We start from the raw sequence: 21391 nt of genomic DNA on the forward strand, positions 1-21391 counted from the left end.
TTTTACCGGCCCCCACCCACCTCGTTCCGGCCGCTCCGGCCCAATCCGCGTGAGCGATGTCAGTGGGGCGCCGTACGCTCGCGGGTGATGGCCACGACCATGCGTTCGACGTCCGACAGCGGGCGGACCGGAGCGGTACGGCGCTCCGCGGTGCGCTCGCTCTTACGCCTGTGGCCGTTCGTCCGGCCGGTGCGGGCGCGGCTGTTCACCGCGGCGGGCGTGGCGGTGGTGGCGTCCTGCATCTCGGTGGTCATCCCGCTGGTGCTCAAGTGGCTGGTGGACGGCCCGGTGGCGCACGGGGACACCGGCGGGGTGTGGCGCGGCGGCGGGTATCTGCTGCTGCTCGGACTCGCCGAGGCGGCGCTGTTCGGGCTGCGGCGGTGGCTGGTGGCGCGCCCCACGGCCGCGGTGGAGGCGTCCATGCGGGACGCGCTCTACCGCCATGTGCAGCGGCTGCCGGTGGCCTTCCACGACCGCTGGGCCTCCGGGCAGTTGCTCTCCCGGGCCACCACCGACCTCCAACTGCTGCGCCTGTTCCTGGTGTTCCCGATGACGTTCCTGTTGGTGAACGGCGCGACGATCGTGGTCGGCGGGGTGCTCCTGCTGGCCCAGCGGTGGACGCTGGGGCTGGTGCTGATGGTGCCGGTGCTGCCGCTGATGGTGTTCTGCTCGGTCTTCCAGGCCAAGTACGGGCGGGCCGCCCGGCTTGCCCAGGACCAGGTCGGCGACCTGACCACGGTCGTCGAGGAGTCGGTGCTCGGCATCCGGATCATCAAGGGGTTCGGGCGGCACCGCAGCCAGGCCGGCGCGTTCCGGGAGCTGGCCGGCGCGGTCCGCACCACCGAGTTGGCCAAGGCCCGGTTGCTGTCGGTGCTCTGGGGCGTGGGCACCCTCCTGCCGGAGCTGGCGCTGGCCGCCGCGCTGGTGCTGGGGACGGTCCAGGTGGCCGACGGGCAGGTGTCCGCCGGCACCCTCGTCGCGTTCCTGTCGACGGCGCTGGCGCTGCGCTGGCCGGTGGACTCGATCGGCTTCCTGCTGGCGATGAGCAGCGCCGCGGCGACCGCCGCCGACCGGTACTTCGAGGTGCTGGACGAGCCGCCGCTCCAGGAGGCCGGCCCGGCCCCGCGCCGACCGGGCGCGCGTCCCCAACGGGCCGGCGGCGGGCTGGTCTTCGAGGGGGTGGAGTTCCGCTACCCGGACGCTCCTCCGGGGGCCCCGCCGGCCCTGCGCGGCGTCGACCTGCACGTCCGCCCCGGGGAGACGATGGCCCTGGTCGGCGCGACGGGCAGCGGCAAGACCACGCTCACCGCGCTGGTGCCGCGGCTCTACGACCCCACCGCGGGCCGGATCACCCTGGACGGCCGGGACCTGGCCTCGCTCACCCGCGCACAGGCCCGGGCGCTGGTCGCGGTGGCCTTCGAGGAGCCCACCCTGTTCTCCACGACGGTGGCGGAGAACGTCCTGATGGGCACCGCGGACGACACGGCGGACGACACGGCGGAAGTCGCCGCAGACGGCACCGCGCACGGCACGGCGGCGGACCGCGCGGCGGATCTGCGGCGGGCCCTACGGGTCGCGCAGGCCGAGGAGTTCGTCGCGGCCCTCCCCCGCCAGGAGCACACCGAGGTGGGCGAGCAGGGGATGAGCCTGTCGGGCGGGCAGCGCCAACGGCTGGCGCTGGCCCGCGCGGTGGTCGGCCGGCCGCGGTGCCTGATCCTCGACGACCCGCTCTCCGCGCTCGATGTGCACACCGAGGCGCGGGTGGAGGCGGCGCTGCGCGAGGTGCTGGCCACCACGACGGCGCTCGTGGTGGCCCACCGGCCGTCCACGGTGCTGCTGGCGGACCGGGTGGCGCTGCTCTCCGGCGGTCGGATAGCCGCCGTCGGTACGCACCGCCAACTCCTGCGGGAGAGCGCGGAGTACGCGGCGTTGATGTCGGGCGGCCCGGAGCGCGGCCCGGGCCCGGGGTGGCACGAGGGGGAGGGCGCGCGATGACGACGACGCAGACCGGGCGGCCGGCCGACGGCCCGGGGAGCCGGCTGCCGCGGCGGCGGCGCCCCGCCCCGGACGACACCGCGCCCGGCGCCCCACCCGACGCACCGGGCGACGCCCCGGACGCCGTGGCGGCGGATCTGCTGCCCACCCCCAAGGGCGCCTCGCGCGCCCTGTTGGGCTCGCTGCTCGCCCCGCACCGCGGCCGGGTGGCGGTGGCCACCCTCGCGCTGCTGCTCCAACAGGCCGCGGCGCAGGCCAGTCCGCTGCTGGTCGCCTACGGGCTGGACCGCGTGGTGCCGGCCCTACGGGCGGGCGACCGCGGCCCGTTGCTGGTACTGGCCGTGGTGGCGGGCCTGAGTGCCGTGGCGTCCGGCGGCCTCCAGTGGGTCTTCGTCCGGCTCTCCACCCGGGCCGGCCAGGACGTGCTGCTGGACCTGCGCGGCCGGATCTTCCGGCACGCCCAGGCGCTCGGCCTGGACTTCCACGAGCGCTACACCTCCGGCCGCCTCATCTCCCGCTCCACCACGGACGTCGAGGCGCTCCGCGAGCTGTTGGAGGAGGGCCTCCAGGAGCTGGTCACGGTCGCCCTCTCGACGGTCTACATCACGGTGGTGCTGCTCTGGCTGGACGTGGGCCTGGGCGCCGCGGCGCTGCTCTCGGCGGTGCCGCTGACGCTGCTGGTCAGCTCGTTCAGGCGCCGCTCGGAGCGGGCCTACCGCGCCAAGTCCACCGCCATCGCGGCGGTCATCGTGCGGATCGCGGAGACCCTGGGCGGCATCCGCCCGGTGCAGGCGTTCCGCCGCGAGCGGGCCAACGACGCGGCCTTCGCCGGGCTCAACTCCCGCCACCGACAGGTCAACGGCGACGCGATCCTGGAGATGGCGCGCTTCGTCGTCGGCTCCCGCGCGGTGGCCAACACCGCGGTCGCCGCGATCGTACTGTGGGGCGCCTACCGCGTCGCCGACGGCTCGCTCGCCCTCGGCGTGCTGGCCGCCGCGACCCTCTACCTCCGCCGGCTCTACGACCCCATCGACCGGCTGGGCATGTTCCTGAACGCCTACGAGTCCGCGGCCGCCTCCCTGGAGAAGATCGCCGGGCTGCTGGCCCAGCGGCCGACGGTGGCCGAGCCGGCGGCCCCGCGCGCGCTGCCGCCGGCCGCGCCCGACCGGCCCGGCCGCGAAGTGGCGTTCCGCGGCGTCCGGTTCGGGTACCGCACCGGCGGCGAGGTGCTGCCGCGCTTCGACCTCACGCTGGCCGCCGGCACCACCGTCGCGGTGGTCGGCGCCACCGGGGCCGGCAAGTCCACCCTGGCCCGGCTGCTCGCCCGGTTCCACGACCCCACCGAGGGCCGGGTGGTGCTGGACGGCGTCGATCTACGCGAGCTGTCCGGGGCCGAACTGCGCCGCGCGGTGGTGATGGTGACCCAGGAGGCGTTCCTGTTCTCCGGCACGGTCGCCGACAACATCGCGCTGGGCCGCCCGGACGCCGACCGCGCGGAGGTCGAGCGGGCCGCCCGGGCGATCGGCGCCCACGACTTCATCACCGCGCTCCCGGACGGCTACGACACCGACGTCCGCAAGCGCGGCGGCCGACTCTCCGCCGGCCAGCGGCAGTTGGTCAGCTTCGCCCGGGCGCTGCTGGCCGACCCGGCGGTGCTGATCCTGGACGAGGCGACCAGCTCGCTGGACATACCGGGCGAACGGGCGGTGCAACGGGCCATGGGCGCGGTGCTGCGCGGCCGCACGGCCCTGGTGATCGCACACCGACTCTCCACGGTGGAGACCGCCGACCGGGTACTGGTGATGTCCAACGGCCGCATCATCGAGGACGGCACCCCGTCCGCACTGATCGCCGACGATGGCCGGTACGCCGCGCTCCACCGCGCCTGGCGGGAGAGTGTGGCGTGAGCAGCGGACGCCGCCCCCAGCGACGACGACGGCCACGGCGAACTCCCGCCGGATCAGGTCTGGTTCGCGCCGGGGGCCGAACTCACCATGCCGGTGCGGACCATGCTGCTGCTCCGGGCAGTGCCTGGGTGACGGAGGGCGGACGTCCTCCGCGGCACGGAGCACGGCCCACCCGTATCCCGCGCGGCAACAACCCTCGCCGCCAAGCCGGTTCATCTATATCGAGATCACTTCCTGCACCAGCCGTGTCATCTGCGGCGAGGGAGTGGCCTCCAGTTCCTGCTGCAGCAGCTCGCGGTAGGCGTGGTACCGCTTGAGCGCACACGCGATGTTGCCCTCGGCGAGGTGTATCTCCACGATGATGCGATGGGCGGTCTCCCGCATCGGGTCGATGGCGATGGCGGTCAGCGCCGCCTGAAGGGCGGGCAAGTACTGCTGGGCGGCCTGGAGTTGCTGAGCAAGGCTTTCCAGGGCATGCAGCCGCATCTGGTCCCAGCGCTCCCGCTCCAGCATGAGCCAGTCGTCGGGCCAGCCGGGCAGTATCTCCCGGTTCAGTTCATCCACGAGTACGTCGCAGTCCGCCGGCAGCGGGCGCACCCCGTCGATCACCTGCTGAGCCGTCTTGCGCACCCTGTCGAGGTCGACGTCCACGCAGGGCGCGAGCCTCAGTCGTTGGCCGACGCTGTCGACGACGGTCTCGGACCGGATCCGCCTGACCTGGCAGAGGGCCGACCGCAGATTCGCCGCCGCCCGGCTGGAGGTGCAGTCGGGCCAGAGCTGCTCACCCGCCACCACGCGGTAGACACCGTGCGGTTGAAAGGCCAGCAAGGCCAACAGGCGCTGGCCACCCAAGCGGAGAGGGATGCGACGTCCGGCGTATGCGAACTCGAAGGCATTGAGTAGTTCCAGGTACAAACTGCTCGAATTCACAAAATCCACTCTGCGACCGGTCACCGCTTTGCGCATCCGGATATGCCCTCGGCACAGCTTTTCCGGCCGTTGCGCCCCCGGGGCCAGAAAGGTCTGACCAGCCCGGTCAACGTATCGGAAACGAACCAGAGACGTTTGTGGGACGCCGTTTGGACAGTCGGGGAACGGCCGCCGAACGACCAGGCAGGAACGTTGCCGTGAAGGACATCCATGAGCCGAGCCATCGGCGGAAAGGGGTCCGGATGGAAGCCCGATCGGTCCTGCGCAGCCTGCCGGTACGAGAGGAAGAGCTGCTCGGTGACGCGCGGGTGTGTGTCGCCGTACTGGACGGTCCGGTGGACCTGTCCCACCCCTGCTTCGCGGACGCCGACCTGACGAGGCTCGACACTCTGGTCACGGAGCCCGCCGGACGAGGGCGGATGTCGCTGCACGGCACACATGTCGCCAGCCTGCTGTTCGGCCGACCCGGCAGCGCCGTCTTCGGTATGGCCCCGCGGTGCCGGGGGCTGCTCCTCCCAGTCTTCCGGGACGCGCAGAAAGGGCGCGTACCGCAGCTGGACCTTGCCAGGGCCATCGAGCGAGCGGTCCAGGAGGGGGCCCACATCATCAACATCAGCGGTGGCGAGCGCACACCGGACACCCAGGCCGACGAGCTGTTGGCACGGGCGCTGCGGCTCTGCGAGGACCAGGGCGTTCTCGTCGTCTCCGCCGTGGGCAACGACGGTTGCGAGTGCCTGCAGGTTCCAGCCGCGGTGTCATCGGTGCTCGCGGTCGGCGCGCTGGGCACCGACGGCAAACCCCTGAAGATCAACAACTGGGGCGCCGCCTACCGCAGGAACGGTGTGCTGGCCCCCGGCCAGGACATCGAGGGCGCCGCCCCCGGTGGCGGGCGCACGGCGCTGACCGGCAGCAGTTTCGCCACCCCGGTGGTCTCCGGAGTGGCCGCACTGCTCGTGGCCGCTCAGCTCCGCGCGGGGCACGGTGCAGACCCCAAGGCGGCGGCCGAGGCGATCCTCACCACCGCGGTCCCCACCCCGTGCTCCCCTGACGAGGCCCCTGAGTGCCGCCGCCGGCTGGCCGGGACCCTGGATGCCGCACGCGCCTATGACGTGATCACAGGGCGAAGCGACGTGTCCATGGCGGCCTCCGGTGGGGCGGTGGCCCCGGCGACGACTGAACCACCCCGAGCTCCTCGGACACGACTCCTCGCCCCCGAAGCGGGGGTGAGCGCCGCCGCTGCACGCCCTTCGCCCGGAACGTCCCCCACCGAGGTATCCGCCACGGCGGAAGCCCCCACGGAGGCACCCCGCTCGGAAACGACAGAGGAAGTCAATGCCATGGACAACGATCACACAGCCGCTGCCGCCTACGAGGCAGCCGAGGCCCCGGAGGCCCCCGAGGCGGAGGTGACATCCCTGCCGCCTCCGGACCCGACACCGGCCGGCGCCGCCGAGGGCGGTGCCGCACCCCCTCCGGGTGCCGGTCCCGCCGGTGAGCTCCCAGCGGCCGAGACCTCCCGCGCGGAGGTGGCACACGTGGAACCGAGGGAAGGAGCGCAGGCCATGGAAACCAACGGCGTGGAGGCCGCCACGGAGGAAGCGACCGGGACCGTAGAGGGCCGGCAGGCAGCGGTCACGACACCGGCACCGCCGGCGGATCCGACGGACGTGCGCGGCGGACACGGAGGCGGAGTGCATCCCTCCTGCGGCGGTGACGCGCAGTGCGCATGCGGCGGAGGCACCGGTTCGCGCCCTCTCGTGTACGCGATCGGCACGATCGGGTTCGACTTCCGGACCGAGGCGCGCAGGGACACCTTCCGCCAGTTGATGCCCCCGACGCCGAGACTCGACAAGGACGGTAACCCGGTACGCGGCCCGCGCGGTGAGCCCATCTCCGATCAGGCGAAGGTGTACGACCCGAACCAGATCAGCGCCTACCTGTCGATGTTCCCGTGGGAGTCGGACAAGCTGACCTGGACGCTTGAGCTGGACCGTACGCCGATCTATGCGCTGGAGGCCGAGCTGCCGGTCGGGATGGACTGGGGCGGGACGATGCATCCGACGGCCAAAGCGACGTACCAGAAAACGGGAACGGACCAGGAAACAGCCACGGACGACCTCGCCAAGCTCTACTACCCGCCGGTATCGACCATCTACAAGACGTTCCGGGAAGCGATCGTGGGGCAGATACAGCCCAAGGATCACGACGGCCGCATCACTCGGGTGGCGATCCCCGGCGTACTCACCGACCGGACGGTCCGACTGTTCTCGGGCCAGGTGGTTCCCGTGGTCGAGGTCTGGAGCCGCGCGGTCGCCACCTGGAACGAGAGCGCGCTGATCCAAGACGTGGTGGACGCCATCAATCTCCGTCGCAGCCAGGAAGACCCACCGGAACCCGCGCTCACGGGCGACCGACTGAAGTTCCTGAAGACGACGGTTCGGGCCGTCCTGGACAAGCTCTACTACCAGTTCCGCAACCTCGGCCAGACCTCGGCCGATCGCGCCTTGAACTACGCCGGCACCAACGCGTTCCAGTCGGCGGACACGGTCGCGGGCGGGCTCTTGTCCGCCAAGTACGTCCCGGGAAGCAGTCAGCACTTCTACACCGTGGACACCATCAGGGTCACCAAGAGTCCCTACTGCCGGATCGGCTCGGACTGCCAGGACGTGACCATCAGCTTCATGGACCCGGAGAACGACCGTCGCGCGAACGTGAACTACCTGTTCACGGTCGACGTCAGCGATATCCCTCCGATCAGCCTGGCACCGGTCCACGTGTTCCTCGGCGACGTCTGAGCATTCCCCCGAGGACGAGAGACACCCAAGGAAGGCGAACCATGAACGAGTTGGACAAGCAACCGAAGCTCGCTCTCCCTGTCCAGGCACCGCCAGTTCACCGTGACGGCTGGATCGCGTCGACAGCACACGACGACGGGGACGGCGTCGAACCCTCCCGCAGCTGCGCGGACTTGACCGGGATGGCCCGGCAGATCTGCTACGCCGGCGGAGGCATCGAGACGTGATGGAGAGCCCTACGTCTGACCGCACACAAGTGGAGAACAGTGGAAGAAGGGAACCATGATGAAGTGGACCGAACGAGAGGCGGAGGGGCCGAAGAAGCCCACCGCGCTGGCGATGCCGCAGCAGGCACCGCCCATCGACCGCACCGGAACCACGACCGCGGGTACGCACGACGACACCTCCGGCGTGGAGGCGGACGGGATCCTGAGCAACTTGCTCTCGCAGGTGCTCCCGTTCTGAACCGTCACGGCGCCGACGGCGGCGGTGCGACCGGCCGTCGGCGTCGTGCCCCCTCGCCGTCATGGCATCACTGCCATGCCATGACGGCAAGTCACAAGGAAGGCCACGATGTTCGAACAGTCCAACCGGGACGAGGAGCGGGCGAAGCGGCCCAGCGCGCTGGCGATGCCGCGCCAGGCCCCTCCCGTCGACCGCACCGGAATCGCGACCGCGGGGACGCACGACGACACCGCGGGCGTCGAAGCAGACGGGCTTCTCACCGGAATCCTCTCCAAGTTCCTCCCGTTCTGAACAGCCGTCGAGTCACTGCTCACCCGGGACCCCGGTCCCGGGCACGGAGACTCCCCACACCGAGGTGCCACAAGGCCAAAGGAGGGCGTGCCGGCCTGGCACCTGACGACAGAAGGAAGGAAGGCCATGAAGTTCGACCAGAGCGAACGCGACGTGGACCGGCCGGACAAGCCGGGCACGCTGGCGATGCCGCGGCAGACGCCGCCCATCGACCGCACCGGAACCACGACCGCAGGTACGTACAACGACGCCGCGGGCATCGAGGCGGACGACTTCCTCGAAACCCTCGGCAAGATCCTGTCGATCTGAACTCACGGTGCACCGGTGACCGTGGACCACCCCGGTCACCGGTGCGCCCTCCCGATGCGCCCGAAAGGGGAGACATGTCATGCAGCTCCAGTTGCCGGTCCAGGGCGTGATCGACCGCTCAGAGCCCTACGAGCAGTTCCTCGTCGAGATGCTGGGCACGGACCTCGATGGCACCCCCATCATCCAGTACAGGCAGGTCGGCGGTTACTACGGCCACGATGTGGGCGACCCGAGCCCGCTCGTGTGCCGCGACCCCAGCGGCGAGGACTGCCGACTCGTCCTGAGCCCCGCATGGGGAGGACTGCTCTGAAGCGCGTCGACGAACCGGAACCGGCACCGCCATGGGCGGCCGAGATGCCGGCAACCACCGAGCACCGGCCGCCCTGAGGGGACGGAGGCAGGAGCGATGGTGGCTCTCACGACGGCGATCGCCTGGCCGAACGACAAGGTGTACCTCTTCTTCGACGATGACACGTACCACCGGTACGACGCCGTCTCCGGAAGCTTCGAACAGGGTGCCTTGCCTGTGAACCCCAATTGGGGAGGGCCCGTTGCGGGACTCGACGGCTCGCCCGGGGCCTTCGTGTGGTGGGGCGCCGGCAAGGCGTACGCCCTCACAGGCGGGACATACGTCCGCTATGACCAGTTCGCCGATCGCGTCGATCCCGAGTTCGCGCCACCCAATACGCCACAACCCCTGACGGTCGGCTGGCATGGGCTGCCCGATGGTTCGGACGGCGGGCCGAACTGGCAGCAGGGCATCGACACCGCGGTGAACTGGGGAACCGGCAAGCTCTACCTCTTCAAGGGCGACGCGTATCTGCGCTATGACATCACCGCCGACCGCGTCGACCCCGGCTATCCGCTCCCGATCGCCGGCAACTGGCCGGGAGTGTTCAGCCAGGACCTCACGGCCGCGCTCTATCCCGGGGGCCGCCACGCGTACTTCTTCCGCGGCGACGCGTACCAACGCTTCGACCTGGACGCCGACTTGGTGGACGACACCGGCACGCTGTCCGCCGGGTTCCGTCTCGCCCCGACGCCCTCCGGCGCGCTCGCCCCGGCCCGCCTCCTCACCCTCCCCCAGGCCAACAAGCTGATGGCGGATCTGATCCGGCGCGGCAAACTCACCCTGAAGAGCCCGGCGTTCGTCGACGGCCCCACGGGGATCGTGTCACCAACCCCCGCTCAGCACGTGAGCGTCAGCCCGCCCACCCTCGCCGGAATCCGGTACACCAACGCCCTCAACCCCCCGGCCGACTTCTTCGACAACGTCGACCAGCGCATGCTGATGGCCCTGTACCGACTGACGCGATGGATCAACTCCTCACGTCCCGACGTGGCGGAGCTGTTCCACCTGGGTATCGGTCATGGCAACGGCCCGCCCAACGACTGCCACAACCAGGGCCGCGCCCTTGACCTTTCGGCCATCGCCGGAACACTCGACGGGACCCCGTTCAACAAATCGATCAAAACCGACTGGGGCGATCTGCCGCCGCGCCCCGGCAGCAACATCCGCATCGACCCGTCGGTCGACGCGCTCGCGTACGGGCTCTTCACGACGGCGTTCCGATTCGCCACGTTCGAGTGTGAGGCCAACGGCATCGGCACGGCCAACAAATGGCCGATGCCGGATCTCGGCGGCAGTGGCTTCGTCATCTACCCCGACTACGGCGGAGATCCCGCGCTCCGGGCCTCCCACCAGAACCACATCCATATGCAGGTCGGCCCCACCCGCGTCTGAAACGGCCGCGTCCGACGGCCCCTTGGCCCGTGCCGCCGTCCTACCGCCCGGCCATGTGACGGCCCGACGGTCATGCTCCTGCCGGGCCGGGCCCTCCGGCCGGCCCAGGGCGCCGTCGCCTGCCGGTGCTGCTCATCTCGCCGCGAAATACGGGTAGTTGAGCCGGGAAGGCGGACGCATGGCGGCACAGCGCAGGCCCACAGCACGACGGATCGCACTGGGTCATGAACTGCGGGAGTTGCGCAAACCCCTGTCCCGCTACGGCGTCACCGACCCTCGAAGAGGAGGTTGAGCGGCTGGTCGCAACCCAGCGAGGTGCCGCCAGCCAGGAGTAGGAGACGAACGGCCCGACTCTGCTCATCGCACCGCAGGACTGGACGACCTTCGTCGCAACCGTCGCCGACGGGCGGTTCCCCGCCTGAGCCGCCCCGCTCCGTCTCCGACCAATCGGCCCCTGCCAACCGGCAGGGGCCGATGCCATGTCGACGCGCTGCCGCGCCGCCGCCCCCGTCCCGGTTCGGCACCCAACCCACCCGACCGTCCGGTTTACGGACACGGATTTCGCCCAACGGACGTTTTCCGGCCATTTAGTTGAACGGCACCTGACAACCACTCGCCGGTGGTGGCACTCTTCCCGGCAGTCGCGCCCCGGACCCCCACGGCACTGCCCCGGGCGGCCGCGACCCAGGTTCACACCGCTTCACCACCCCCCACACGCTCCACGAGTTCTGCCTCGCTCTGCCCGGACGGCCCCTTCGCCGCCCGGTCCCCCCTTGGCCGCCGCTCGTCCCGCGGCCCCGCAGAAGGAGTCAGTGTGAGACGCACCCCCCATGGCCCCACCAGACCCACCCCGCAGCGGCGCGCCGTGGCAACCGGCGCGCTGGTTGCGGTCACCGCCCTCCTGGCCGTCGGCGTCCAGGCGGGCACCGGCGCGGCGGCCGCGCCGCACCGGGGCACCCCCGCCCCGCATGCGGCCCCCGCCGCCGGCGCGCTGCCCGCCAAGCTCTCCCCGTCGCAACGGGCCGAGCTGCTCCGCACGGCGCACGCCACCACCGACGCCACCGCCCGGCGGCTCCAGCTCGGCGCGCAGGAGAAGTTGGTCGTCAAGGACGTCGAGCAGGACGCCGACGGCACCGTGCACACCCGCTACGAACGCACCTACCAGGGACTGCCGGTGCTCGGCGGCGACCTCGTGGTGCACACCGCCAAGGGCGGCGCCGTGAAGGGCGTCACCCGGGCCACCCGCGCCGCCCTCAAGGTCGCCTCCGTCACCCCGAAGGTCACGCCGGCCGCGGCCGAGGCCAAGGCCGTCTCCGCTTCCCGGACGCTCGGCGCGAAGAAGTCCGACGCAAAGACCCCGCGCAAGGTGGTCTGGGCCGCCGACGGCACCCCGGTGCTGGCGTACGAGACCGTGGTCGGCGGGACCCAGGACGACGGCACGCCCAACCAGTTGCACGTCATCACCGACGCCACCACGGGCAAGAAGCTCTTCCAGTACCAGGGCATCGAGAACGGCATCGGCAAGAGCGAGTACAGCGGCCAGGTCACCCTCGGCACCTCCGGCTCGGCGCCGAACTTCACGCTGACCGACACCGCCCGCGGCAACCACAAGACCTACAACCTCAACCACGGCTCGTCGGGCACCGGTTCGCTCTTCACCAACGCGACCGACACCTGGGGCGACGGCACCCCGGGCAACCCCGAGACCGCCGCCGTCGACGCCGCCTACGGCGCCCAGGAGACCTGGGACTACTACAAGAACGTGCACGGCCGCACCGGCATCCGCGGCGACGGCGTCGGCGCCTACTCCCGCGTGCACTACGGCAACAGCTACGTCAACGCGTTCTGGGACGACGGCTGCTTCTGCATGACCTACGGCGACGGCCAGGGCAACAGCAGGCCGCTGACCGCGCTGGACGTGGCCGGCCACGAGATGTCGCACGGCGTCACCGCCGCCACCGCCGGCCTGGAGTACAGCGGCGAGTCCGGCGGCCTCAACGAGGCCACCTCCGACATCTTCGGCACCGCGGTGGAGTTCTACGCCAACAACCCCGCCGATCCCGGTGATTACCTCATCGGCGAGAAGATCGACATCAACGGCGACGGCACCCCGCTGCGCTACATGGACAAGCCCTCCAAGGACGGCTCCTCGGCCGACTACTGGTCGAGCGACGTCGGCAACCTCGACGTGCACTACTCCTCCGGCGTCGCCAACCACTTCTTCTACCTGCTGTCCGAGGGCAGCGGCCCCAAGGACATCGGCGGCGTCCACTACGACAGCCCGACCTACGACAACCAGCCGGTGCCGGGCATCGGCCGGGCCAACGCCGAGAAGGTCTGGTTCAAGGCGCTCACCCAGTACATGAACGCCAACACCGACTACGCCGGCGCCCGCACCGCCACCCTCCAGGCCGCCGCCGACCTCTTCGGCCAGGGCAGCGCCACGTACAACACGGTCGCCGACACCTGGGCGGCGGTGAACGTCGGCTCCCGCACCACCCCGGGCGGCGGCGACAGCGTCTTCGAGAGCACCGCCAAGATGGCGATCCCGGACCACGGTTCGGCCATCACCTCGCCGATCGCGGTCAGCCGCAGCGGCCAGGCCCCCAGCGGGCTGAAGGTGACCGTGGACATCAGCCACGCCTACCGCGGCGACCTGGTCATCGACCTGCTGGCCCCGGACGGCACCGCGTACCGGCTGAAGAACGCGAGCGCCTGGGACTCGGCGGCCGACGTCAAGACCACGTACACCGTCAACGCCTCGGCCAAGGCCGCGAAGGGCACCTGGAAGCTGCGTGTCCAGGACGTCTACGCCGGCGACGCCGGCACCCTCAACGGCTGGAAACTGACGTTCTGACAGCGGCCGGTAACCCGCCGGTCACTGCGATGTGACAAGGCGAGTCAGCACCGGACACATCCACCCGTTCACGACAACTGATCGACCGCACGGCCGCGTTGGGCGCCGCTCCCGGACCTCAAGGGGGCGGCGCCCCACTCCGTTATCCGGACAACGCGCGCCCCTGGACGGACGATTTTCGGTCAACCTCTTAACAGGCTCCTGACATGCACCCGCTCAACTGGCAGTCTTCCCGACGCATGTCACACCCGCATCGCTTTGCACCCCCACCACTTGGCAAAGTTGAAGGAGCACGCGTGACCCCCCACATATCCCGCAAGACCAGGGTGATTGGCGCCTCGGCCGCCGCGGCGGCCCTGCTCGTCGCCGGCATCACCGCGGCCGGCACCGCCGGCGCCTCGCCCGCCCCCGCCGCGCCGAACGGCGCCCCGCTCGCGCTGAGCACCTCGCACCACGCCGAGCTGATGCACACCGCGAGCGCCGCCGCCGCGCAGACCGCCGCGGCGCTGAACCTGGGCTCCCAGGAGAAGCTGGTCGCCAAGGACGTCGTGAAGGACGCCGACGGCACCGTGCACACCCGCTACGACCGCACCTTCGCCGGCCTCCCGGTGCTCGGCGGCGACCTGGTCGTGCACACCGCCAAGGGCGGCGCCGTCAAGAGCGTCACCAAGGCCACCGACAAGAAGGTCACGGTCGCCTCCACCACGGCGAAGATCGCCCCGAAGGCCGCCGCGCTGGCCGCCCAGTCGGACGCGACGAAGACCATCGGCGCCAAGAAGGCCGAAGCGCAGACCCCGCGCAAGGTGGTCTGGGCCGCCAAGGGCACCCCGGTGCTGGCGTACGAGACCGTGGTCGGCGGCCTCCAAAAGGACGGCACGCCCAACCAGTTGCACGTCATCACCGACGCCAACACGGGCAAGAAGCTCTTCCAGTACCAGGGCATCGAGACCGGCGTCGGCAACAGCGAGTACGCCGGCAAGGTCGACCTGGCCACCAAGAAGGGCGGCGACGGCTACGAGCTGACCGACGACACCCGCGGCGGTCACAAGACGTTCAACCTCAGCGGCAGCGAGAGCGGCGACGGCAAGCTCTTCACCAAGTCGACCGACACCTGGGGCGACGGCAAGCCGAGCAACCCCGAGACCGCCGCCGTCGACGCCGCCTGGGGCGCCCAGGAGACCTGGGACTACTACAAGGAGGTGCACGGCCGCAGCGGCATCAAGGGCGACGGCAAGGGTGCCACCTCCCGCGTGCACTACGGCCAGAACTACGTCAACGCGTTCTGGGACGACAGCTGCTTCTGCATGACCTACGGCGACGGCCAGGGCAACAACAAGCCGCTGACCGCCCTCGACGTCGCGGGTCACGAGATGTCGCACGGCGTCACGTCCGCCACCGCCGGCCTGGAGTACAGCGGCGAGTCCGGCGGCCTCAACGAGGCCACCTCCGACATCTTCGGCGCCTCCGTCGCGTTCCACGCCAAGAACCCGACCGAGCCGGGCAGCTACTTCATCGGCAAGAAGATCGACATCAACGGTGACGGCAAGCCGCTGCGCTACATGGACAAGCCCTCCAAGGACGGCCAGTCCCTGGACAGTTGGAGCGCGGACGCCGGCAACGTGGACGTCCACTACTCCTCCGGCATCGCCAACCACTTCTTCTACCTGCTGTCCGAGGGCAGCGGCCCGAAGGACGCCAACGGCGACCACTACGACAGCCCGACCGCCGACGGCTCGAAGGTCACCGGCATCGGCAGGGACAAGGCCGAGAAGATCTGGTTCAAGGCGCTGACCGCGTACATGACCTCGACCACCGACTACAAGGCGGCCCGCGTGGCGACCGTCAAGGCGGCCACCGACCTCTACGGCAAGGACAGCGCCGAGGTCAAGGGCGTCGAGTCGGCCTGGAACGGCGTCGCGGTCAAGTAACGACACCGCGCACCACTGGCGTCAACGGGCCGCGCACCGCGGTCCGTTGACTACCTCGCACCGCACCGGCGTGGCCGGGGGAGCTCCCCCGGCCACGCCGGCTTTTTCCGGCCGCGCCCCCGCGCCCGTCGACCGGTCGCCACCGGCCCGTACTGCCGGGTCCGTCGATATGGCCGATTCCCGCCCCACAGGTGCTCTTGTACGGACCCCTGTGCAGCGAGAGGCTGCGGTGGTGGCGCCGACGGGCCCCGGCGCGGCGACGGACTTCCGCACACCGCAACTCCGCTGTGATCACACCGAGTTGAGGAGTCGCATGCCCAACCGTGTCAGCACCGCTCCACCGCCGCCCGCCGCGGCGACACCCCGGGCCCCTGGGAGCGCACCGCGTGAGCGGCTACGAATCGGTAGTTCACATTCCCCCGGCTTTCCCGGCCACCACGCACGGGAAGGCTCACCGGGTACGCCGTGCCGCGCCCCCGGACGGCGGGGCCCGATGCGGCCCGCCGCGCCGTCCGCCAGCTGAGTGAAAGCGGACAGGAGCGCCCATGCCCGCACCCCGCACCCCCACCACGGAGCCGATACAAAGGACAAAACCCGGCAAAGCACCACAATCCCCAGGTGAGCCCATGATCGGTCGCATCCCCGTACTGGACATCCGCCCGCAGATCGATTGCGGCCGCCGCCCGGCGAAGGCCGTGGTGGGCGAGACCTTCGAGGTCTCCGCCACAGTCTTTCGAGAAGGCCACGACGCCGTCGCCGCCAACGTGGTGCTGCGCAACCCGGCGGGCCGCTGCGGCCCGTGGACCCCCATGCGGGAGCGGGTGCCGGGCACCGACCGCTGGGCGTGCCAGGTCACCCCCGACGTCGAGGGGCGCTGGACCTTCACCGTCGAGGCGTGGTCCGACCCGATCGCCACCTGGCGCCGGCACGCCGGCATCAAGATCCCGGCCGGCATCGAGCCCGAACTCGTCCTCGCCGAGGGCGCCGACCTGCACGAACGGGCCGCCGCCGAGGTCCCCAAGAGCGACGGCCGACAGGACGTGTTGGCCGCCGTCGACGCGCTGCGCGACGCCACCCTGCCGGCCGCCACCCGGCTGGCCACCGCGCTCGCCCCGGAGGTCACCGAGGCCCTCGACCGCCACCCGCTGCGCGAACTCCTCACCGTCTCCCGCCCGATGCCGCTGCTCGTCGAGCGCCGAAGAGCCCTGTTCGGCTCGTGGTACGAGCTCTTCCCGCGCTCCGAGGGCGCGGCGGTTGCCCCCGACGGCAGCGTCGTCGGCGGCACCCTGCGCACCGCCGCCGAACGGCTCCCCGCGGTCGCCGCGATGGGCTTCGACGTGGTCTACCTCCCGCCCATCCACCCCATCGGCACCACCCACCGCAAGGGCCCCAACAACGCGCTCTCCGCGGGCCCTCAGGACGTCGGCTCCCCCTGGGCCATCGGCTCGCCGGCCGGCGGCCACGACGCGCTCCACCCGGACCTGGGCACCTTCGCGGACTTCGACCACTTCGTGCGCACCGCCCGCGACCTGCGGATGGAGGTGGCGCTGGACTTCGCCCTCCAGTGCTCCCCGGACCACCCCTGGGTCACGTTGCACCCCCAGTGGTTCCACCACCGCGCCGACGGCACCATCGCCTACGCGGAGAACCCGCCGAAGAAGTACCAGGACATCTATCCGCTCGCCTTCGACGCCGACTTCCGTGGGCTGGTCCGGGAGACCGAGCGGCTGCTGCGCTTCTGGATGGCCAAGGGCGTGCGGATCTTCCGGGTGGACAACCCGCACACCAAGCCGGTGGCGTTCTGGGAGAAGGTGCTCGGCGACATCAACCGCACCGACCCCGACGTGCTCTTCCTGGCCGAGGCGTTCACCCGCCCCGCGATGCTGCACACCCTCGCGCAGATCGGCTTCCAGCAGTCCTACACCTACTTCACCTGGCGCAACACCAAGCAGGAACTGACCGAGTACCTCACCGAACTGACCGGCGAGAGCGCCGCCTACCTGCGGCCCAACTTCTTTGTGAACACCCCCGACATCCTGCACGCCCACCTCCAGGAGGGCGGCCGCCCGGCCTTCGAGTCCCGCGCCGTCCTGGCCGCCACCCTCTCCCCCACCTGGGGCGTCTACGCGGGCTACGAGCTGTGCGAGGCGAGTGCGGTGCGGCCCGGCAGCGAGGAGTACCTGGACTCGGAGAAGTACCAACTCCGGCCCCGCGACTGGGAGAAGGCGGCCCGCGAGGGGCGCACCATCGCCCCGCTGATCACCACGCTCAACCGCATCCGCCGTCGCCACCCCGCCCTGCAGCAGCTGCGCAACCTGCACTTCCACCACGTCGACAACGACGCCGTCCTCGCGTACTCCAAGCGCGCCGGGGACGGCGACGGGGCCGACACGGTGCTCACGGTGGTCAACCTCGACCCGCACCACACCCACGAGGCGACGGTGTCGTTGGACATGCCGGAACTCGGCCTCGGCCGGCACGAGTCCTTCCCGGTGCGCGACGAGCTCACCGGCGACACCTACCACTGGGGCAGGGACAACTATGTGCGCCTGGAGCCGGGCAGCTCGCTCGCGCCCGCTCATGTGCTGTCGCTGCGACCGTCCTCACCGATCGGAGGGTCACCCAATTGATCGTCAATGAGCCTGTTCCCGACACGTTCGAAGACACCCCGGCGAAGGACCGCGATCCGGAATGGTTCAAACGCGCGGTCTTCTACGAGGTCCTGGTCCGCTCCTTCCAGGACAGCAACGGCGACGGCATCGGGGACCTCAAGGGCATCACGTCCAAACTGGACTACCTCCAGTGGTTGGGGGTGGACTGCCTCTGGCTGCCGCCGTTCTTCAAGTCCCCGCTACGGGACGGCGGGTACGACGTCGCGGACTACACCGCGGTGCTCCCCGACTTCGGCGACCTGGCCGACTTCGTGGAGTTCGTGGACGCCGCCCACCAGCGCGGCATGCGGGTCATCATCGACATGGTGATGAACCACACCAGCGACCAACACCCGTGGTTCCAGGAGTCCCGCACCGATCCCGAGGGGCCGTACGGCGACTACTACGTCTGGGCCGACGACGACAAGCAGTACGCCGACGCCCGGATCATCTTCGTCGACACCGAGGTCTCCAACTGGACCTTCGACCCGGTCCGCAAGCAGTACTACTGGCACCGCTTCTTCTCCCACCAGCCGGACCTCAACTACGAGAACCCGGCCGTCCAGGAGGAGATGATCTCCGCCCTGCGCTTCTGGCTCGACCTGGGCATCGACGGCTTCCGGCTGGACGCGGTGCCCTACCTCTACGCCGAGGAGGGCACCAACTGCGAGAACCTGCCGGCCTCGCACGCCTTCCTGAAGCGGGTCCGCGCCGAGATCGACGCGCACTACCCGGACACCGTGCTGCTGGCCGAGGCCAACCAGTGGCCCGAGGACGTCGTCGACTACTTCGGCGACTACGGGGTCGGCGGCGACGAGTGCCACATGGCCTTCCACTTCCCGGTCATGCCGCGGATCTTCATGGCGGTGCGCCGAGAGTCCCGCTACCCGGTCTCGGAGATCCTCGCCAAGACCCCGGCGATCCCGTCCGGCTGCCAGTGGGGCATCTTCCTGCGCAACCACGACGAGCTGACGCTCGAAATGGTCACCGACGAAGAGCGCGACTACATGTACGCGGAGTACGCCAAGGACCCGCGGATGCGCGCCAACATCGGCATCCGCCGCCGGCTGGCCCCGCTGCTGGACAACGACCGCAACCAGATCGAGCTGTTCACCGCCCTGCTGCTGTCGCTGCCCGGTTCGCCGATCCTCTACTACGGCGACGAGATCGGCATGGGTGACAACATCTGGCTCGGCGACCGGGACGCGGTGCGCACCCCGATGCAGTGGACCCCGGACCGCAACGCCGGCTTCTCCTCCTGCGACCCGGGCCGGCTGTTCCTGCCGACCATCATGGACCCGGTCTACGGCTACCAGGTCACCAACGTCGAGGCCGCCATGAGCTCGCCCTCGTCGCTGCTGCACTGGACCCGCCGGATGATCGAGATCCGCAAGCAGAACCCGGCCTTCGGCCTCGGCAGTTACACCGAACTGCCGTCGTCCAACCCCGCGGTGCTGGCCTACCTCCGGGAGTCCCCGGGCAAGGACGGCACCGACGACGACCTGGTGCTGTGCGTGAACAACTTCTCCCGCTTCGCCCAACCCACGGAGCTGGACCTCCAGGCGTTCAGCGGTCGCCACCCGGTGGAACTCATCGGCGGCGTCCGCTTCCCGGCGATCGGCAAGCTGCCGTACCTGCTGACGCTGGCGGGCCACGGCTTCTACTGGTTCCGGCTCCGCAAGAGCGGGCACCACGCCGGCTAGTCACCCGTGCCCCCACCGGGCACGGGCCCCGTGAAGACCGGCGCCCGTACGCGAGCGAGCAGCGCGTACGGGCGTTTTTCGACCCTTCGCCCGGGCGCCCTCCCGGCACCGTATGGGCCGGGTGGGCCTAGGTCGGCCCCTCGGCCCGCACTGCGGGGCCGCTGCTCGTCGGAGCTCGGGGACGCCATCGGGCGGCGAAGCGAACGCCGAGAGACGCCGGGACCGCGCGCGTAAGGACGATCTCGCCCGACACGTCCCACACCACCGCACCGTAAAGGCCGCATTCCGGGACACTTTGCCCTGTCTGTCGTGTGCCCGGGGAAAGGACGCGACGCCATGTCGGACACCGCCTCGACCCGCGCCACCCGCCACGCCCCCGACCGCTCGCCGGTCGCCGCACCCGATCTGCTCTCCTCACTGGCGCCGCTGCTGGCCGAATGGGTGCCGCGACAGCGGTGGTTCGCCGGCAAGGGCCGGCTGCTCACCGGCTTCGCCCTGGTCTCGGCGACCGAACTGCTGCCGGGCACCGGCGAGGGCGGCGCGCCCGGCCTGCTCCACCTGCTGGTCCGCGCCCAGCAGAGCGCCCCGCCCAGCCGCACCCCGGCCGGCGGCGACTGCTACCAACTGCTGCTGGGCACCCACCCCGCGCCGCCACCACACCTGGCGCCCGCGGTACTCGGCCGCCCGGCCGGCGGCCCGCTACGCGGCCGCACTGTCTACGACGCGCTGCTGGACAACCGGCTGTGCGGGCTGCTGCTGGAGCGACTGCGGGTGCCCGGCCGGATCGGGGCACTGCGCTTCTGCCGCGAACCGGACGTGGACATCCCCTCCGGACTGACCGCCCGACCGATCGCCGTGGAGCAGTCCAACTCCTCGCTCGTCTATGGCGATACGTTCATCCTGAAGGTCTTCCGGCGGATCGAGCCGGGGATCAACCCGGATCTGGAGCTGCCGCGGGCGCTGGCGGCTGCCCGGTGCGCCCGGGTGCCGGCGCCCGCCGCGTGGTTCGAGTCGGTGCCCGCCGAGGGCGGCGAGGCGACCACCCTGGGTGTGCTCCAGCCGTTCCTCGCCGGCTCCACCGACGGCTGGCAACTGGCCCTCAACGCGCTCGCGGTGCGGGCCGACTTCACGCGCTCGGCGCGGGCGCTCGGCCACGCCACCGCCGAGGTGCACACCGCGCTCGCCCAGGCCCTGCCGACCACCGAGCTGCGCCGCCCGCAGTTGGACGCGATCGCCGCCCAGATGAACGAGCGGCTGGAGGCCACCGCCCGCGCGGTGCCGGTGCTCCAGCCCTACCGGGCGCCGCTGCGGGCCGCGTTCGACGCGCTCGCCGCGATGGGGCACGACGGCCGCAGTTGGGCCGCCCAGCGCATCCACGGCGATCTGCACCTGGGGCAGACGCTGCGCACCGCCGAGGGCGGCCGCTGGGCGCTGATCGACTTCGAGGGCGAACCGGCCCGGCCGCTGGCCGAGCGCCGTCGCCCGCAGCCGGCCGTCCGCGATGTCGCCGCGATGCTCCGCTCGTTCGACTACGCGGCCCGCAGCGGGCCGGCCGGCGGCGACCCGTGGGCGCTGGACTGGGCCCGGCGCACCCGCGCCGCGTACTGCCTGGGCTACGCCGAGGCCGGCGGCCTGGACCCGCGCTCGGCGCCCGAGTTGATGCGGGCCTACGAGACCGACAAGGCCGTCTACGAGGTGCTGTACGAGGCCCGGCACCGGCCGGAGTGGCTGGCGGTGCCGATGGCGGCGATCCGGCGGCTGGCGGCCCCCGGTGACCAGGGGGCCGGCTGAAGCCGCGCCCGCCCGCCCCGTACGC

15 protein-coding genes are annotated in these 21391 nt (G+C 71.1%); 14 read left to right on the top strand and 1 reads right to left on the bottom strand.

Features of this window, described 5'->3' with window-relative positions; genetic code table 11:
* Positions 1 to 87: 87 nt before the first annotated feature.
* Complete coding sequence (locus ACFVFQ_RS05470; RefSeq protein WP_383409094.1) at positions 88 to 1995, top strand: ABC transporter ATP-binding protein; 1908 nt, start codon at positions 88 to 90, stop codon at positions 1993 to 1995.
* Positions 1992 to 3902 carry an ABC transporter ATP-binding protein gene (locus ACFVFQ_RS05475; protein WP_383409097.1) on the top strand — a complete coding sequence of 637 codons (1911 nt, stop codon included), beginning with the start codon at positions 1992 to 1994 and terminating at the stop codon, positions 3900 to 3902. The genes ACFVFQ_RS05470 and ACFVFQ_RS05475 overlap by 4 nt, the downstream gene beginning before the upstream one ends.
* Before the next feature lie 216 nt (positions 3903 to 4118).
* On the opposite strand, the gene ACFVFQ_RS05480 is transcribed toward ACFVFQ_RS05475, so the two are convergent.
* Positions 4119 to 4754, bottom strand: coding sequence for a BTAD domain-containing putative transcriptional regulator (locus ACFVFQ_RS05480; RefSeq protein ID WP_383409100.1), 636 nt, complete (start codon positions 4752 to 4754; stop codon positions 4119 to 4121).
* A 320-nt stretch (positions 4755 to 5074) separates the two neighbouring features.
* Between ACFVFQ_RS05480 and ACFVFQ_RS05485 the strand changes: the two genes are divergently transcribed.
* The 12 genes from ACFVFQ_RS05485 (at position 5075) to ACFVFQ_RS05540 (ending at position 21366) form a co-directional block, all read left to right on the top strand.
* Positions 5075 to 7627, top strand: a complete 2553-nt coding sequence (locus tag ACFVFQ_RS05485; RefSeq protein ID WP_383409103.1) for a S8 family serine peptidase — start codon at positions 5075 to 5077, stop codon at positions 7625 to 7627.
* Positions 7628 to 7668: 41 nt separating this feature from the next.
* Positions 7669 to 7854 carry a hypothetical protein gene (locus tag ACFVFQ_RS05490; protein ID WP_383409106.1) on the top strand — a complete coding sequence of 62 codons (186 nt, stop codon included), beginning with the start codon at positions 7669 to 7671 and terminating at the stop codon, positions 7852 to 7854.
* Between the two features lie 55 nt (positions 7855 to 7909).
* A complete protein-coding gene (locus tag ACFVFQ_RS05495; RefSeq protein ID WP_383409109.1) occupies positions 7910 to 8092 on the top strand; it encodes a hypothetical protein in 183 nt (60 codons plus the stop codon).
* Between the two features lie 108 nt (positions 8093 to 8200).
* Positions 8201 to 8383, top strand: coding sequence for a hypothetical protein (locus ACFVFQ_RS05500; protein WP_383409112.1), 183 nt, complete (start codon positions 8201 to 8203; stop codon positions 8381 to 8383).
* A 126-nt stretch (positions 8384 to 8509) separates the two neighbouring features.
* Entirely contained in the window at positions 8510 to 8692 is a 183-nt protein-coding gene (locus tag ACFVFQ_RS05505) for a hypothetical protein (RefSeq protein ID WP_383409114.1), read from the top strand.
* Positions 8693 to 8771: 79 nt separating this feature from the next.
* Positions 8772 to 9002 (top strand): hypothetical protein, encoded by a 231-nt coding sequence (locus tag ACFVFQ_RS05510; protein WP_383409117.1) that lies wholly within the window; start codon positions 8772 to 8774, stop codon positions 9000 to 9002.
* Between the two features lie 96 nt (positions 9003 to 9098).
* Positions 9099 to 10436: a hemopexin repeat-containing protein gene (locus ACFVFQ_RS05515; protein WP_383409120.1), complete on the top strand. Its 1338-nt coding sequence runs from the start codon at positions 9099 to 9101 to the stop codon at positions 10434 to 10436.
* Positions 10437 to 11250: 814 nt separating this feature from the next.
* Entirely contained in the window at positions 11251 to 13293 is a 2043-nt protein-coding gene (locus tag ACFVFQ_RS05520) for a M4 family metallopeptidase (protein WP_383409123.1), read from the top strand.
* 296 nt (positions 13294 to 13589) lie between these two features.
* The gene (locus ACFVFQ_RS05525) at positions 13590 to 15221 is read left to right on the top strand and encodes a M4 family metallopeptidase (protein ID WP_383409126.1); all 1632 of its coding nucleotides are present in this window, start codon (positions 13590 to 13592) and stop codon (positions 15219 to 15221) included.
* A 626-nt stretch (positions 15222 to 15847) separates the two neighbouring features.
* Entirely contained in the window at positions 15848 to 17851 is a 2004-nt protein-coding gene (locus tag ACFVFQ_RS05530; protein ID WP_383409129.1) for a maltotransferase domain-containing protein, read from the top strand.
* Positions 17848 to 19575, top strand: coding sequence for a maltose alpha-D-glucosyltransferase (treS, locus tag ACFVFQ_RS05535; RefSeq protein WP_383409132.1), 1728 nt, complete (start codon positions 17848 to 17850; stop codon positions 19573 to 19575). The genes ACFVFQ_RS05530 and treS overlap by 4 nt, the downstream gene beginning before the upstream one ends.
* Before the next feature lie 336 nt (positions 19576 to 19911).
* Positions 19912 to 21366 (top strand): phosphotransferase, encoded by a 1455-nt coding sequence (locus ACFVFQ_RS05540; RefSeq protein WP_383409135.1) that lies wholly within the window; start codon positions 19912 to 19914, stop codon positions 21364 to 21366.
* Positions 21367 to 21391: the final 25 nt, after the last annotated feature.

The sequence above is a fragment of the Streptomyces sp. NPDC057743 genome, from assembly GCF_042798755.1.
GTDB lineage: Bacteria > Actinomycetota > Actinomycetes > Streptomycetales > Streptomycetaceae > Streptomyces.

What these genes read in the sequence shown, in the direction of transcription:
- ACFVFQ_RS05475 (WP_383409097.1), top strand. Translation starts at nt 1,992, where the DNA reads ATGACGACGACGCAGACCGGGCGGCCGGCCGACGGCCCGGGGAGCCGG.
- ACFVFQ_RS05490 (WP_383409106.1), top strand. Translation starts at nt 7,669, where the DNA reads ATGAACGAGTTGGACAAGCAACCGAAGCTCGCTCTCCCTGTCCAGGCA.
- ACFVFQ_RS05540 (WP_383409135.1), top strand. Translation starts at nt 19,912, where the DNA reads ATGTCGGACACCGCCTCGACCCGCGCCACCCGCCACGCCCCCGACCGC.
- ACFVFQ_RS05510 (WP_383409117.1), top strand. Translation starts at nt 8,772, where the DNA reads ATGCAGCTCCAGTTGCCGGTCCAGGGCGTGATCGACCGCTCAGAGCCC.
- ACFVFQ_RS05485 (WP_383409103.1), top strand. Translation starts at nt 5,075, where the DNA reads ATGGAAGCCCGATCGGTCCTGCGCAGCCTGCCGGTACGAGAGGAAGAG.
- ACFVFQ_RS05505 (WP_383409114.1), top strand. Translation starts at nt 8,510, where the DNA reads ATGAAGTTCGACCAGAGCGAACGCGACGTGGACCGGCCGGACAAGCCG.
- ACFVFQ_RS05500 (WP_383409112.1), top strand. Translation starts at nt 8,201, where the DNA reads ATGTTCGAACAGTCCAACCGGGACGAGGAGCGGGCGAAGCGGCCCAGC.
- ACFVFQ_RS05515 (WP_383409120.1), top strand. Translation starts at nt 9,099, where the DNA reads ATGGTGGCTCTCACGACGGCGATCGCCTGGCCGAACGACAAGGTGTAC.
- ACFVFQ_RS05530 (WP_383409129.1), top strand. Translation starts at nt 15,848, where the DNA reads ATGATCGGTCGCATCCCCGTACTGGACATCCGCCCGCAGATCGATTGC.
- ACFVFQ_RS05495 (WP_383409109.1), top strand. Translation starts at nt 7,910, where the DNA reads ATGATGAAGTGGACCGAACGAGAGGCGGAGGGGCCGAAGAAGCCCACC.
- ACFVFQ_RS05470 (WP_383409094.1), top strand. Translation starts at nt 88, where the DNA reads ATGGCCACGACCATGCGTTCGACGTCCGACAGCGGGCGGACCGGAGCG.